The organism is Betaproteobacteria bacterium (genome assembly GCA_009377585.1).
GTDB lineage: Bacteria > Pseudomonadota > Gammaproteobacteria > Burkholderiales > WYBJ01 > WYBJ01.
Genome location: WHTS01000018.1, coordinates 1 through 14498 on the forward strand (window position 1 = coordinate 1; position 14498 = coordinate 14498).

Below are 14498 nucleotides of genomic sequence, written 5' to 3' on the forward strand. Positions count from 1 at the left end.
CACGTTGTGCCGCCGCAGCCAGACCCACCATCTGAGCTGGACCCGTATGCGCCGGCTCATCGCGCACTGGTTGCCTCCCGCACGCATCTGCCACCCTTACCCCAACCAGCGTCTGATCGTCACGACCCAAGGCAGGAGCCGTATGCGGTAATCCCGCTCGTACGGATCTGTGGAGGGGGTGATGGGTGACCGTCATTCCTACTCCGACTTACTCGGTCGCCGATCGGGCGATGTCCCCATAGTTGACCACCACGCTGCCGCGAGCCTTCGCGAGGAGGGTGGCGAACGGGTCCTGGACGCGGAACAAGCGTGGCGTCGCCGAATCGCAATCGAATGCGGCGTAAAGCCAATACTTCTCGCGCAGAATGCAGGCACGTGCCCATTCGTTCTCCAACAATTCGATGTGCGTGGCGCCAGTCCGGCCCTTGACCTCGATCATTCGGATCTTCCCATCGGGACGTTTCGAATGCAGGTCGAATCCCGGATAGTCCGAAAGCCCGACGACACGGGCCTTTTCGGGCGTGGATACATCGCGGACATCCGCGCCAAGGCTGGCTTCATGCGCGATTGCCAGCTCCATCGCGATCCGCTCGACCTGCGCATCGCGGGCCTTGATATCTTCGATGGCATTCGAGGGCTGTACCAGCGCGGTCGCGATGATCTCGACCCTGCCAGAGCCGATGAGCTCGACTTCGCGTCGAGCTTGCGCGATGGCAAGCTCGCGTCGATCCGATAGTCCGCGCTGCTGCAGCTTGATCCGATCCAGTTCTTCATCGGCCTTCTTGTCTCCGCCCCGAGACCGATCGGTATAGCGCTTGCGGGCCGAGGCGAGCTCGGATTCCTGGTAATCATAGGCGCGGCGCAGATACGCTTCCGTCTGCTCGAGTCGGCTGCGAGCGCTCAGCGTCTGCAGCTCGCATAGCTGCGCGAGCAGCGCATCGCGCGCGTATTGGTATGCGGCCTCCCGATACGCGTCCCCTTGTGCCAGGAACGGCACGGCCGCCGGATCGACCTTCGTCCCCGGCTTCAGCAGTAGCAGTTGTTCGACCGGCGCCTCTACCATCCGGTTGTCCGCGAACTGGCGGATGCCGATCAATCGCTCGTCCATCACTTCGTCTCGATGCAACGATGCAAAGTCGTGGTCGGCACTACGCACAACGCTCACGCGCGCGACATGAAAGAGATACGGCTGGGTCGCGGACGGATCGGTGAACACCGCGCCCTGCCGGCCTGCCGAGCGGCAGCGCTCGATGGCCAGAACGGACAGGCGATCGAACACGGGTTCGCCGGGGTGGAGAAATATGGCATCGCGCTTGTCGTCGGGCCGATAAACGGTCAGACGGCTGCGTGCCGAGTCGGGGTAGCTCTCGATCAGCGGCAATACGCCATCGAGGGCGCCGCGCGTGCGGGCGCGGAGAAAGAATTCCGAATCGAGATCGCCGATCAGGTCCACTCCGATCTCCGGCGCCGCGTGCTCCAGGTAACGGCGGACGTAACCAGGCAGGAGCCGGCGCATCTCTTCGATATTCAGGGCTTCTTTGAGCCGCGCAAGCTGAGCCACGACCTCGCCGCCCTTACCGTAGATTGCCTCCTCACGCGCTGCGATCGCGCGAACCTGCTCGATCGTCAACTGGCCTGCGAGCTCGATCGCCTCTCGATCCGCCGCGTCATCCGAGAGAATCGCCTTCTGCAAATAGTCGGTGAGAGGAAAATCTTCGAACACCCGTCCGATCACGTCGAAGACTTTGTCGGACCCGAGTGCGACGCGGATATCCTCGAGTTTGTCGAGCAGCGTCTTGACGACCCGGCCTTCGCGCGTTCTGCCCGCGACCAGATTCAGCACGACGACACGGTCCTTCTTTTGGCCATAGCGGTGGATACGGCCCATGCGCTGTTCGAGCCGGGCGGGGTTCCAGGGCACGTCGTAATTGACCAGCACCCAGCAGAACTGGAGATTGATGCCTTCGGCCGCGGCATCGGTCCCGACGAAGAATCGGGCACCGGCCTCCGCCCCGGACGATTCGTGCGGCCGCCGAAATCGCTCGACCTGCGCGTCGCGTTGCTGATAGTCGAGCCCGCCATGGATGAAGGCCACCTGGCCCGCGTGCCCCATGGCTTCCAGCCGGCGCACCAGGAATTCGAGCGTGTCCCGATGCTCGGTGTAGATGATGATCTTCTGATCGGCGAAGCGCGGATCGCGCAGCAGCTCGCGCATCTTCTCGAACTTCGACTCCTGGCTGCGATCGTTGACGCGCTCCGCCAGACGGATCAGCTCGCGGACTCGGCCGCGCTCGTCGATGAGCTCTGCACACGTGGTCGCGATGAACGCGCCCAGCGCCTCGGCTTCGTCCTTCTCGTGTTCCTCGATGCCGCCCTCGGTCGATTCCTCGTCCGCGGACTTGTCGTTCAGGGCATCGCGCAGCTGCCGATCGAGCTTGCGCTGGCGCTCGCGCAATTGCTCCTCGGGGATGCGGCCGGACTGGATGTCGTCGATGAGCGCATCCAGTCGCTCATGGCGTCTGCGGAACGAGCACAACAGCGCCCAGGTGCTGCTTGCCAGACGGCGCTGGAAGACCGTCATCGCGAAGCGCGCGGCGGAGCGATTCAGCAGCCGCGCCTGGTTGTAGTAGTGGCGGATGTACTTGGTGGTTTCGTCGTAGAGCGTCTGCTCGCTGACCGGACCTTGGCTCAAGTCGTAGCTATGGGTGTCGCAGATGCGCACCGGATAGAGCGGCTGGCCGCGCAGGTCGACCATCTCCTCCTTGACCCGGCGCATGAAGTAACGCGGCCGGGCGTCGGCCGGGAATAGCTTGAATGCGGTCTCGGTGCTGAACAGGTCCGGCTCGAGCAACCGCCACAGGCAGTAATAGGGATACTCCTTACCCATGTGCGGCGTTGCCGTGAGGAGCAGCAGATGATGCGCGCTCCAGGGCAGGCGCCAGTCTTCCGGCGTATCGCGCACGCCCGCGAGCGCCTCGGCGAGACGATAGCGGTCGGTCGGCCGAAACGTACCGTCGCTGTCGCGATTGGCCGAGAGCTTATGCGCTTCGTCGAACACGACCAGGTCGTACGGCGGCACGCTTGGCTCGCCAAGGGCCTTGAAGAGCGTGTCGGCGCGCAGGGAATCGACGCTCGCGATGACGAGGTCGCTGTCCGGACCGGCGAACGGATTGGCTCTGCGGGCATCCGCGCTGGTCGCAATGCGGAATCGCAACTGGAAGAGTTTGCGTAGCTCGCGCGCCCAGTTTCCCACCAGGCCGGCCGGGGGGACGATCAGGACGCGCCGAATGGTACGGCGGCTGAGGCTCTCGCGAACGTAGAGGCCCGTCATGATCGTCTTGCCGGCGCCCGCGTCGTCCGCCAGCAGGAAGCGCAGGCGCGGCTGCGGCAACATTCGTTCGTAAACGGCAATGCGCTGATGCGGCAGCGGATCGATCTCGCTGATTTCCGCGCCGAACGCCGGATTGAAGAGATGCCCGTAGCTCAGTCGCTCGCCCTCGACGAGGACCCTGAGCCGATTCGCATCGCCCATGAAGTCCAGTCGCGTCTCGGAGCGCGCGGCTTCGATGATTTTGAGCGGCGGATCAGTGGACGGTGGCGCTCCGTTCTTCTGCAGGGCCTGCAGTTTTCCCAGGGCGAGGCGGGACGGGTGCACCTGGCCGTTTTCCCACCGATTGAGGGTGGCAAACGAAACCCCGAGCAAGGCGGCGAGCGACTGTTGGGTAAGGCCCAGCGCTTTCCGGAGATTTCTTATTTCCGCAGGCATCATCACATGATCGCGTGGTTATTTGGTTTGCAATATAGCAAATGCTATACGCGATGATCAATCGCAAGGCGCCGGCCATAATTGAATGCTGTGGACGAACGGAGTTAGCGACCACTCTCCACAGATCGGAGTCCCATTCGTGCTCAGCGCGTCACCTTGGCACAAACGGCGCGACGACCTCACGTTCCTGGTTCGACGTTGAGGCGCGCTCGCGGAATCCGCATCCACGATCGACTCGCCCTCGTCAACCACGGCCCGGCCGGGCGACAAACTGCCGCGGCGGGCTGGTTCAATGTGGATTGTTTTCGGGCAGTATAGGCGCGGCGCGATGCGGACGATGGCTCGCCCGCGAACGATGGCTACCAAAAGGGGGTTCCGATGAAGGGATTGCTGTTCATCAGCTGGGCACTGTGCGCGCTCGCGCTCGCCCCATCGGCATGGGCCCAAACCAGCTGGAGACCGCAAAAGAACGTCGAGATCATCGTCGGCACTTCGCCCGGAGGCGGTCAGGATCGTTCCGCGCGGGCTGTTCATCGACTGATCGAAAGCAATCATCTCATCGAGGTCGCTTCCACGGTCGTGAACAAGCCCGGCGCCGGCAGCGCGCTCGGCTACGCGTACCTCAACCAGCATGTGGGCGACCCGCACTACATCATGCTGTCGACCACGCCGCTCATCACCAACCCGATCACGGGGCTGCAGAGGATCACTTACGAAGATCTCACCCCGCTTGCGATGTTGTTCGACGAATACATCGTGGCGAGCGTGGCTGCCGGCTCGCCCATCAAGGGCGGCAAGGAGTTGCTCGCGCGCCTCAAGGCCGACCCCGGCTCGCTCACGATCGGCATCCCCGGCGTCGGAGGTGGCGGGCACTTGGGCTTCGCGCTGGCCGCAAAGGCCGCGGGCATCGATCCGAAGCGTCTCAAGACGGTGGTTTTCAAGTCGGGCGGCGACTCTATTACGGCACTGCTGGGCGGGCATATCGATGTCATGAGCTCGACTACGGCTGCGCCGGTGCCGCAGCATCGCGCCGGCAAGGTGCGCATCGTCGCGATCGGCTCGCCTACGCGTCTGCCCGGAGATCTCGCGTCGGTCCCGACCTGGCGCGAACAAGGAGCGAACGCCCAGTTCGCGAACTGGCGTGGAATGGTCGGCCCGCGCGGCTTGACTGTGCCGCAGATCGCCTATTGGGAGAACGTCTTTGCCGCGGTGGTCGAGACATCGGAGTTCAAGCAGGATCTCGAGCGCAATCACTGGAGCGCCAACTTTGCCAAGAGCGCGGAGATGCGCAAGCGCCTGAAGGAAGAGCACGACGAGCTCAAGGCGCTGCTGACCGAGCTCGGCATGGCGAAATGACGTTCATTCGAGGAGAGCGCATCGTGGGATCACTGGACGGACAGGTGGCGATCATCACCGGCGGCACGCGCGGCATCGGGCGCGCGACGGCCGAGCTTTTCGCTGCGTCGGGCGCGAAGCTCGCGCTCTGCGCGCGTGATCAGAAGGCATTGGACGAGACCGCCGCGCAGATCGCAGGCAAGCACGGCACGGAAGTCGTCGGCATCGCGGCCGACATCCTCGATGCGGAAGCGATGAAGGCGTTCGTCGATCGCGTCGGCAACAACTTCGGGCGCATCGATATCCTCGTCAACAACGCCGGCGGCTCGGAGCAGCGCCAGGCTACCGGCTCGCGCCAGCAGGTCTACGCGGTCGATCCGCTCGGCGGCGCGCCGCTGCCGCCGGGCCGCTTCGAGGAGATGGCCGACGAGGAATTTCTGAACGCGTTCCAGCAGAAGGTGCTGGCGCTGGTGCGCACCATGCGCGCGGTGTTGCCGTGGATGCGGAAGCAACGTTACGGTTCGATCGTGAACGTCGTTTCGATGAAGGGCAAGCAGCAGCCGCCGCGCGTGGTGAGCTCGGGCGTTGCCGCTGCGGCTGCGATGAACTTGAGCAAGGCGCTATCGTTCGAGCTCGCCGGGGACGGCATCCGCGTGAACGTGGTCGCGCTCGAAAGCATCATCACCTCGCAAACGGAGAAGAGCCGCGCGCGCTGGGCGCCGGACAAGACGATGGATGAGTTCCTCGCGCCGCGCAACGTGCACATCCCGATGCATCGGCTCGGCACGCCGGAGGAAGTGGCGCATGCGATCCTCTGCTTCGCCGCGCCGCTCGGCGCTTACACCACCGGCCAGGTGCTATGCGTGGACGGCGGCGGTTTGCGCAGCTGGTAGCGGGAGCGGCGTGAGCTTGCGAGGATCGACCGCAAAGCGAACAACGCCGACACGACGCCTTTTTGATCTGACGCAAGGGTTCGGAGGTGCCCGTCAAGCCTTCAGCAGCGCGATACCGACGACGACCAGGCATGCGCCGACGATGCGATGACGCCCGAACGGCTCTTTCAGCAGCCATGCGCCGATGACGGCCGCGAAGATGACGGAGGTCTCGCGCAGTGCTGCCACCGCGGCGATCGGCGCCTGCGTCATCGCCCAAAGCGCGATGAGATAGGCCGCGATGCTCAGCGTGCCGCCGAGGAGCCCGCGCCACCAATGGCGCCGCAGGTGCGCACCGAGCGCCGCGCGCCGCGACCACAACGCGACGCCGGCATACGGCCAGGCGATGAGAAAAAAGAGCCACAGTCCATAGCTCACGGCACTGCCCGAGAGCCGCACGCCGATGCCGTCGATGAGCGTGTAGGCCGCGATGACAAAAGCATTGCCCACTGCGAATGCGGCTGGGCGCATTCGCGTCAGCAACTGCCGTGGATGCAGCCCACCGATCCAAAGCACGCCCAGACTGATCGCGGCGATGCCGCTCCAGAGCCACGCCGAGCGCGGATCGGGCAGGAGCACGATCCCGCCGAGCGCGACCAGCAGCGGCGGCAGCCCGCGCATGAGCGGATAGGCGAAGCTCAGGTCGCCGCGCCGATAGGCCGCGGCGAGCAGGGCGAAGTAGCCTTGATGCACGACCGCGGAGGCGGCGAGGTAGGGCCAGCTCGGGGTCGCAGGCGCCGCCAGCCACGGGAGCAGCAGCGCCGCAACCAGCGCCGCGCCGGCCACCACGAGCGCCGTATCGAAAACCACATCCTGGTTCGCCTTGATGAGCGCATTCCAGGTCGCGTGCAGCAACGCCGCAGCCAGCACCGCCGCCGTCACGCCCAGCGTCATCACGTGGGGGTCAGTTCTTGCTTATTGCGTTCCACTTGGTCCATGACTTTCGTCGAGAAGGCACCACCCGCCGTCGCCGCTGCAAGCGTCAAGAGCTGGTCCCACCGCTCAACTGCGCAAGGCATCGAGCGCGTCGTAACCGAGCGCCTCGGCGACTTCGCGGCAAGTCACTCGGCCCTTGTGCACGTTGAGCCCGGCGCGCAGGTGCGGATCGCGCATCAACGCTTCCCGGTAGCCCAGATCGGCGAGGGCGAGAACATGCGTGAGCGTGGCGTTGTTGAGCGCGTAGGTCGAGGTGCGCGGCACCGCGCCCGGCATGTTCGTAACGCAGTAGTGCACAACGCCGTCGACGACATACGTGGGGTCGGCGTGCGTGGTCGGGCGCGAGGTTTCCAGGCAGCCGCCCTGGTCGATCGACACGTCCACCACGACCGAGCCCGGCTTCATGCGGCGCACGAACTCGCGCGACACGAGCTTGGGCGCGGCCGCTCCGGGGATCAGGACCGCGCCGATGACGAGATCGGCGGCGCTGACCTGGCGCTCGATGTTGTCGCGGTTGGAGTAAACGGTGACGACGCGCGCGCCGAGCAACCGATCGAGCCGGCGCAGCGCCTCGATGTCGCGGTCGATCACCACCACCTGCGCGCCGGTTCCGATCGCGATCTGCGCGGCGTTGAAGCCGACTACGCCGCCGCCCAGCACGGCGATCCGCGCCGGCGGCACGCCCGGAACGCCGCCCAGGAGAATGCCCATGCCGCCGTTCTCGCGTTCGAGGCAGCGCGCGCCCGCCTGCACGCTCATGCGACCGGCGACTTCCGACATCGGTGCGAGCAGCGGCAATCCGCCGCCGAGCGCGGTCACCGTTTCGTACGCGATGGCCGTGATGCCGCTCGCAACGAGCTCCCGGGTCTGCTCGGCATCGGGAGCGAGGTGCAGGTAAGTGAAAAGCGCCTGGCCTTCGCGCAGACGCGCACGCTCGGCTGCCTGCGGCTCCTTGACCTTGACGATCAGCTCGGCGCGCGCGAACACTTCCTCGGCACTATCGACGATGACCGCGCCGGCACGCCGATAATCAGCGTCCGATGCGCTGATGCCCAGGCCGGCTGCATGCTCGACCAGCACCTCGTGGCCGTGACTGACGACTTCGCGGACACTCGAAGGCGTGAGCCCGACACGGTACTCGTGAGTCTTGGTTTCCTTGGGGACGCCGACACGCATCGGTCAGCACCGACCCTGGAGCAGGGTCGATTTCGAGGTCGGCGTAGCGCCCACGCGCGCGAGGCTTCGACCGATGCACATGCGTCCCTCGACGTGCAGCGGCTCGATCACGTGGTCCGCGCGGCTACGCCGTGTGGTCACCGCGGCGAGGCTTTCGAACGGCTTGCGTGCGAGGCTATCTGCATGATTTGATTGAAGCACCGGCTACCTGCCCTTGTCAACGAAAGTGCTTGCCAAGTCGTTCGGTTGGTAAATTCGGCAACGTAGGATGTCAGCTAACACTGGCAAATCCATTCGCTGCCCTATTTATGGAAACAGGGTACTGACGCGCAACAAAGCTTCATGTTTGTTTATCTGCACGGCTTCAACAGCTCGCCGCATTCGTTCAAGGCGCGCGCTCTGGCCCAGCGCCTGGCCGAGCGGGGCCGCAGCGACGATTTCGTCGCGCCCGCGCTTTCGCACTGGCCGCGACAAGCCGTTGCAACGGCCGAAGCGCTGATCGGCCAGCACGCCGCGCGCGACGTTACGCTGATCGGCAGCTCGTTGGGCGGCCATTACGCGACCTGGCTCGCCGAGCGCTACGGAGTGCGCGCGGTGCTGGTGAATCCGGCGATCCGTCCGGCCGATCTGCTGGCGACTGAGCTCGGGGCGCAGCGCAACCTCTATTCCGGCGCGCAATACGAGCTGACGGCGGCGCATCTGGAGGAATTGCGTGCGCTCGATGTCGACGCAATCACGCGGCCCGAGCGCTACCTGCTGGTGATCGCTAGCGAGGACGAGGTGCTCGACAGCCGGGTGGCGCTCGCGCGGTTCGCTCTGGCGCGCCGGATCGTCCATGCCGGCGGCGATCACGGTTTCGCCGAGTTCACCCGCTATCTCGACGCCGTGATCGACTTCGGTCTCGAATGATCGCGGCGCAGGTGCGATCGTCGATCTGCCGCGACAGTACGGCCATGAGGTGAGCAACTCTCGAACGATCGCGGTTTGATCTGCGCGCGCTGGCCGGCATCCGCGCTGAGCGCAACAAGGCGGCTGGTAGAATCTCGCGTCTTTGCGTCTTCGCGGCACCTGTTCCCGATTCCGGATCCCTCGCAGCCTGAATGAATCTCCTGTTCGAAGAGCAAGGCGACTTCAAGGTCGGCACGGTGCTGGCCGACAACGGCACCTCCTTGCAGGTCGAGACCGCATCGGGCAAGCGCACGAAGGCAAAGGCCGCAGCCGTGCTGTTGCGCTTCGAGGCGAGCCCGCTGGGCAATTTTCTCGCCCAGGCGCAGGAGCTGGCGGACGCGATCGACATCGATTTCGTCTGGCAGTGCTGCGGCGAGGACGAGTTCGGTTTCGAGAGCTTGGCCGAAGAATACTTCGGCCAGAAGCCCAGTGCCCTGCAAGCCACTGCGTTGCTGCTGAAGCTGCATTCGGCGCCAATGTACTTCTATCGGCGCGGCAAGGGCCGCTACAAGGCCGCACCCGAGGATGCCTTGAAGGCGGCACTGGCGGCGATCGAACGCAAGCAGCGCCAGGCCGAGCTGCAGCAAGGCTACGTCGACGCGCTGCTCGCCGGCCGCCTGCCGGCGGAGTTCGAGCCCGTGCGCGCGCGCCTGCTCTACAAGCCGGACCGCAACACGATCGAGGCGAAAGCGCTCGAATCGGCCTGCGCCGCGCTCAGACTCACGCCCGCAAAGCTGTTCGAACGCTGCGGCGCGCTGCCGTCCAGCGCGCACTACCACCTGGACCGCTTCCTGTTCGAGCACTTCCCGGAAGGGACCGAGCTCCCAGTCGCGCCGCTGCCGCCGCTTCCGGTCGATCTAGCGCGCGCGCAGGCGCCCGCTTACAGCATCGACGATGCGGACACGACCGAGATCGACGATGCCTTTTCGCTGGTCGAGCGCGCGGACGGGAGCGTGCGGGCTGGCGTGCACATCGCGGCGCCGGTGCTCGGAATCCCGATCGAATCCGAGCTCGACCGGATCGCCCGCCGGCGGCTTTCGACGGTCTATATGCCGGGCGACAAGATCACGATGCTGCCGCCGGAGGCGATCGAGCGCTATACGCTGGCGGCTGGCAAGGCGGTACCCGCGCTGTCGTTCTACGCGGAGCTTTCGCCCGCCCTCGACATCGTCGCGACCGAGTCGTGCGTCGAGCTGGTATGGATCGAGGCCAACCTGCGGCACGATACGCTCGAGCACGTCTTCAACGAAGGCGCGGTGCGCGCGCGCCGCGTCGAACACGCGTTCGGCGCGCAACTGCTCAAGCTGCACGATTGGGCGCAGCGCCTGGAGGCGGACCGTGGCAGGCCGGATGCGACCCGCGAGCCGCGCGCCGAGTACAGCTTCCGCGTCGGCGGCGAGCACGTCGAGATCGTCGAGCGCAAGCGCGGACTGCCGATCGACAAGGTCGTCTCGGAGCTCATGATCCTGGTCAACAGCCACTGGGGCAAGCTGCTCGACGAGCGCGACTGGCCCGGGGTGTTCCGCTCGCAGCAGGAGGGCCGGGTCAAGATGAGCACCGCGGCCGCGCCCCACCAGGGGCTGGGCGTCTCGCACTACGTGTGGGCCAGCTCGCCGCTGCGGCGCTACGTCGATCTCATGAACCAGCGCCAATTGGTCGCGCTCGTTCGGGGCGAGTCTTCGGTCTACGCGCGCAACAGCGAAGATTTGTTCGCCGCCATGCGGGACTTCGAGCTGGCATACGAAATCTATGCCGACTTCCAGCGCCAGATGGAGCGCTACTGGTGCCTGCGCTGGATCGTGCAGGAGGCAGCCGAGACGCTGACCGCGCGGGTCATCCGCGACAGCCTGGTGCGGCTGGAGCGGCTGCCGCTGGTCCTGCGCGTTGCCTCGGTGCCGGAGATGCCGGCTGGCACGCGGGTCGAGCTGGCGGTCGGCGCGGTGGATCTGATCGAGCTGTCGGTGGCATGCGAGTTCCGCCAGCGCCTGGCGGTGGGGAATGCCGCGCCGGTCGTTGCTTAAAAGTCGCCCCTTGCTCTCCTGTTTCGGAATTAAACCCCTGTTTGGCAAGTCATTTGTATGACGGTGAGGTCGAACATGCATACAATGGCAGCATGGGACACGTGGCCAACCGGGTGCCGCCGCCGCGCTTCGATCTGAGCATGCCGTCGCTTTCCGGCTGGTTCCATGCCTCTTCCCTGCGCGATCCGCAGACGCGGTTGCAGGTGGCGCTGCTCGTGTCGCTACTGGTGCACTCGCTGGTGGTGGCGTTGGTCGGCATCCGGCCGCCGAGCAAGCTCGATGCGGCCAGCACGCCGCTGATCGTCAGTCTTGTCAATGCGCGCACCGAGGCTGCGCCTAAAGCGCCCGACATTCTCGCCCAGGCGAACCTGGACGGCGGCGGCAACACCGACGCCGATCGGCGCGTGAAAAGTCCGCTGCCGGTAGTGAAACGGCCCGAGCCCCAGCCCGACGTTTCGATGCGCAGGGAGCGCGCCGAGCCACGCAAGCAGGAACCGCAGCCGGTGATGACCCAGGCGCACGAGCCTGCACCCGCGGTCGCGATGGCGCAACCGAAAGCGCCGAGCGAGGTGCGCCCGGAGCCGCCGACGCCGAGCGCGGCCGATATCCTGAACGCAAGCCGCGAAATGGTGCAGCTGGAGGCTCAAGTGAGCCGCAGCATGGAGGCTTACCAAAAGCGCCCGCGGCGCACGTTCATCGGTGCGCGCGCGAAGGAGTTCCGCTTCGCCCGTTACATCGAAGACTGGCGCAGCAAGATCGAGCGCGTGGGCGAGCTCAATTATCCCGCGGCGGCGCGCGGCATCTACGGCAACCTGCTGGTGTCGGTGGAGATCCGGTTCGACGGCAGCCTCGAGAATGTCGAGATCAGCCGCTCCTCGGGCAAGCAGGTCCTGGACGAAGCCGCCGTGCGGATCGTGCGCCTGGCCGCGCCGTTCGCGCCGTTCCCGCCCGACATCGCACGCGATACCGACATCCTCTCCATCACGCGCACCTGGAGCTTCACCCTGGCCGATCAATTCCAGGCAGAATAGCCGCACTGCCTGCCCGCAGGGCTTCATACAACAAGATCGCCTGATCGTCCCATGCCCGACCGATATGCCGTCATCGGCAACCCGGTGGCCCATAGCAAGTCGCCCCAGATCCACGCCGAATTCGCTCGCCAGACCGGGCAGGACATCGTGTACGTGCGGCTGGCGGCGCCGCGCAGCGGCTTTCGCACCGAGCTCAGCCGCTTCATCGCCCACGGCGGCAAGGGGATGAACGTCACCGTGCCGTTCAAGCAGGAAGCCGCAGCCGCTTGCCGGAGCGTGTCCGAGCGGGCCAAATTCGCGCAGGCGGTCAATACGCTCACCTTCACCGACGGCGCGGTCAGCGGCGAGAATACCGACGGCGCGGGGCTCCTGCGCGATCTCGAGCAAAACCTGCAATTGCGCCTGCAGGGTCTCAGGGTCCTGCTGCTGGGTGCGGGCGGCGCGGCGCGCGGTGTGATCATGCCCTTGATCGCACGCGGTGCGCGCCTTATCGTGATCGCCAACCGCGACATGGCAAGAGCGCAGGCGCTGCAGGAGCGCTTCGGACTTTTCGGCAACGTGCGCGCGCGCGGCTACGACGAGCTGAACGGCATGGGCTTCGAGCTGGTGATCAATTCGACCTCGGCCAGCCTGCAAGGGCTGGTGCCGCCCGTTCCAGGCAGCGTGTTCGCGCCCGAGTGCGCCGCTTACGACATGGTGTATGCGCCCGGCGGCAACACGCCGTTCCTCGACAAGGCGCGCGATTGCGGCGCCGCGATCGCGACCGACGGCCTGGGCATGCTGGTCGAGCAGGCGGCCGAATCGTTCCACGTCTGGCGCGGCATTCGCCCGGATACGCGCCCGGTGCTCGCTATGCTGCGTGCGGCTGCGCGCTGAGCGTCGGGCCAGGGCTGCACGCGCAAGTTCGATGTTCCGCTTGCTCTGGCGCTCGGCTCTGTTCCTGCTCGGGGTCGCACTGGGGATCGTGCTCGTCTACGAGCTGTGGGTGTTCGGTCACGTGTGGTGGTGGGTCGAGCACAATCCGGACACGACGGCGTTCATGCAGCAGCACCTGGAGCGGTTGCGCGAAAAGAACCCGAAAGCGGAGCTGCGCCACCGATGGGTGCCCTACGAGCGCATCTCGACGCATCTGAAGCGCGCGATCGTGGCGGCCGAAGACGCGAAATTCCTCGATCACGAGGGTTTCGACTGGGAGGCGATCCAGGAGGCGCACGCCAAGAACATGAAGCGCGGGCGGGTGGTGGCGGGCGGCTCCACCATCTCGCAGCAGCTCGCCAAGAATCTGTTCCTGTCCAGCGATCGCTCGGCGCTGCGCAAGGCGCAGGAGGCGATCGCTACCGTGATGCTGGAGACGATGATGGACAAGCGCCGCATCCTCGAGATTTATCTCAACGTGATCGAGTGGGGCAACGGCGTCTTCGGCGCCGAGGCGGCGGCGCGGCATTACTACGGCATTTCGGCCGCGCGCCTTTCCGCCCAGCAGGCGGCACGGCTCGCCTCGATGGTGCCCAACCCGCGCTTCTACGACAGCCATCGCCGCTCTTCGTGGCTGCATACCAAGACGCGGATCATCCTCGGCCGGATGGGCTCGGCACAGGTTCCGTAAGCCTGCAACCACCCCGTCCGCGACGTTGTCGCGTCCAGCCCCTCCTTGATGAGGAGGGGAGTCCGAAATCTTCCCCTCCTCGTCGAGGAGGGGTGCTGGCGAAGGAGGCGGGGTGGTCGCATCCAAACTATCGGAACGCCAGGCGCGCCGGCGAGATGAGCACGCCGAACTGCTCGCACCAGATCACCACGTGCGGATAGTCGGCGAGATTCACCCCGGCCGGCACAGGATAGTTCTGGCTGCCCTTGAAGGCCTTGAGCCGGCCGAGATCGACGAATTTCGTCTGTGCCACCGGGGTCGATGTCGTCACGGTCGCCTCGGGCACGAGGTAGACGTGGAATTTCGGTCCTGGGCCCACTTCGAAATCGGATTCCAGGTGCAGCAGGTCCCGGTAGACCGATACGCTGCCCTTGCCGTAGTGGATCGGGTCCGAAGGGTTGGCGTGGATGAACCGGCCCTGCGCCACGAGCGCGCCGGCGCTTTGCCGGTCGAGCGTCTCGGTGGCGACGATGTCGGCGAGAAAGAGATAGGGATAAACGAAGATGCCGAGGGCGAAGCCTGCCGCGACGCCCAGCAAGCCACCCGCGATGAATGCAATCCAGCCGCGCTTCATGAGTCACCTCCCCGTATTTGGTCGGGCGGTCGGCGCACAGCTTACGCGACAACGGCCGCCGATGACGCCGTAATTGGCCGCGCCGGTCGTTGGCCCGCGGGTAATTGGGACGCACACAATTTTCGACTAACGAC

The 14498-nt window shown here is 65.7% G+C and carries 11 protein-coding genes; 7 read left to right on the plus strand and 4 right to left on the minus strand.

Annotated elements, in window-relative coordinates; translation table 11 throughout:
- Positions 1-208: 208 nt before the first annotated feature.
- Positions 209-3769 carry a helix-turn-helix domain-containing protein gene (locus GEV05_08535; protein MPZ43432.1) on the minus strand — a complete coding sequence of 1187 codons (3561 nt, stop codon included), beginning with the start codon at positions 3767-3769 and terminating at the stop codon, positions 209-211.
- 375 nt (positions 3770-4144) lie between these two features.
- Between GEV05_08535 and GEV05_08540 the strand changes: the two genes are divergently transcribed.
- The gene (locus GEV05_08540; protein MPZ43433.1) at positions 4145-5122 is read left to right on the plus strand and encodes a tripartite tricarboxylate transporter substrate binding protein; all 978 of its coding nucleotides are present in this window, start codon (positions 4145-4147) and stop codon (positions 5120-5122) included.
- Positions 5119-5994, plus strand: coding sequence for an SDR family oxidoreductase (locus GEV05_08545; GenBank protein MPZ43434.1), 876 nt, complete (start codon positions 5119-5121; stop codon positions 5992-5994). The genes GEV05_08540 and GEV05_08545 overlap by 4 nt, the downstream gene beginning before the upstream one ends.
- A 93-nt stretch (positions 5995-6087) precedes the next feature.
- Here the strand turns inward: GEV05_08545 and GEV05_08550 are convergent, their stop codons facing one another.
- Positions 6088-6927: an EamA family transporter gene (locus GEV05_08550; GenBank protein MPZ43435.1), complete on the minus strand. Its 840-nt coding sequence runs from the start codon at positions 6925-6927 to the stop codon at positions 6088-6090.
- 108 nt (positions 6928-7035) lie between these two features.
- Positions 7036-8145: an alanine dehydrogenase gene (ald, locus tag GEV05_08555; protein ID MPZ43436.1), complete on the minus strand. Its 1110-nt coding sequence runs from the start codon at positions 8143-8145 to the stop codon at positions 7036-7038.
- 342 nt (positions 8146-8487) lie between these two features.
- Between ald and GEV05_08560 the strand changes: the two genes are divergently transcribed.
- The 5 genes from GEV05_08560 to mtgA all read left to right on the plus strand — a co-directional run bounded on the left by GEV05_08560 (position 8488) and on the right by mtgA (position 13751).
- Positions 8488-9054, plus strand: a complete 567-nt coding sequence (locus GEV05_08560) for an esterase (GenBank protein ID MPZ43437.1) — start codon at positions 8488-8490, stop codon at positions 9052-9054.
- Between the two features lie 191 nt (positions 9055-9245).
- On the plus strand, positions 9246-11114 hold the full coding sequence (locus tag GEV05_08565) for an RNB domain-containing ribonuclease (GenBank protein MPZ43438.1): 1869 nt from the start codon (positions 9246-9248) through the stop codon (positions 11112-11114).
- Between the two features lie 140 nt (positions 11115-11254).
- Positions 11255-12145, plus strand: a complete 891-nt coding sequence (locus GEV05_08570) for a TonB family protein (protein ID MPZ43439.1) — start codon at positions 11255-11257, stop codon at positions 12143-12145.
- Between the two features lie 51 nt (positions 12146-12196).
- On the plus strand, positions 12197-13021 hold the full coding sequence (aroE, locus tag GEV05_08575; GenBank protein ID MPZ43440.1) for a shikimate dehydrogenase: 825 nt from the start codon (positions 12197-12199) through the stop codon (positions 13019-13021).
- A gap of 40 nt (positions 13022-13061) precedes the next feature.
- A complete protein-coding gene (gene mtgA / locus GEV05_08580) occupies positions 13062-13751 on the plus strand; it encodes a monofunctional biosynthetic peptidoglycan transglycosylase (protein MPZ43441.1) in 690 nt (229 codons plus the stop codon).
- 127 nt (positions 13752-13878) lie between these two features.
- Here the strand turns inward: mtgA and GEV05_08585 are convergent, their stop codons facing one another.
- A complete protein-coding gene (locus GEV05_08585; GenBank protein ID MPZ43442.1) occupies positions 13879-14364 on the minus strand; it encodes a hypothetical protein in 486 nt (161 codons plus the stop codon).
- Between the last annotated feature and the right edge of the window lie 134 nt (positions 14365-14498).

Coding starts and splice junctions, on each gene's coding strand:
- GEV05_08535 (MPZ43432.1), bottom strand. CDS start 3,769: ATGATGCCTGCGGAAATAAGAAATCTCCGGAAAGCGCTGGGCCTTACC.
- GEV05_08540 (MPZ43433.1), top strand. CDS start 4,145: ATGAAGGGATTGCTGTTCATCAGCTGGGCACTGTGCGCGCTCGCGCTC.
- GEV05_08545 (MPZ43434.1), top strand. CDS start 5,119: ATGACGTTCATTCGAGGAGAGCGCATCGTGGGATCACTGGACGGACAG.
- GEV05_08550 (MPZ43435.1), bottom strand. CDS start 6,927: ATGACGCTGGGCGTGACGGCGGCGGTGCTGGCTGCGGCGTTGCTGCAC.
- ald (MPZ43436.1), bottom strand. CDS start 8,145: ATGCGTGTCGGCGTCCCCAAGGAAACCAAGACTCACGAGTACCGTGTC.
- GEV05_08560 (MPZ43437.1), top strand. CDS start 8,488: ATGTTTGTTTATCTGCACGGCTTCAACAGCTCGCCGCATTCGTTCAAG.
- GEV05_08565 (MPZ43438.1), top strand. CDS start 9,246: ATGAATCTCCTGTTCGAAGAGCAAGGCGACTTCAAGGTCGGCACGGTG.
- GEV05_08570 (MPZ43439.1), top strand. CDS start 11,255: ATGCCGTCGCTTTCCGGCTGGTTCCATGCCTCTTCCCTGCGCGATCCG.
- aroE (MPZ43440.1), top strand. CDS start 12,197: ATGCCCGACCGATATGCCGTCATCGGCAACCCGGTGGCCCATAGCAAG.
- GEV05_08585 (MPZ43442.1), bottom strand. CDS start 14,364: ATGAAGCGCGGCTGGATTGCATTCATCGCGGGTGGCTTGCTGGGCGTC.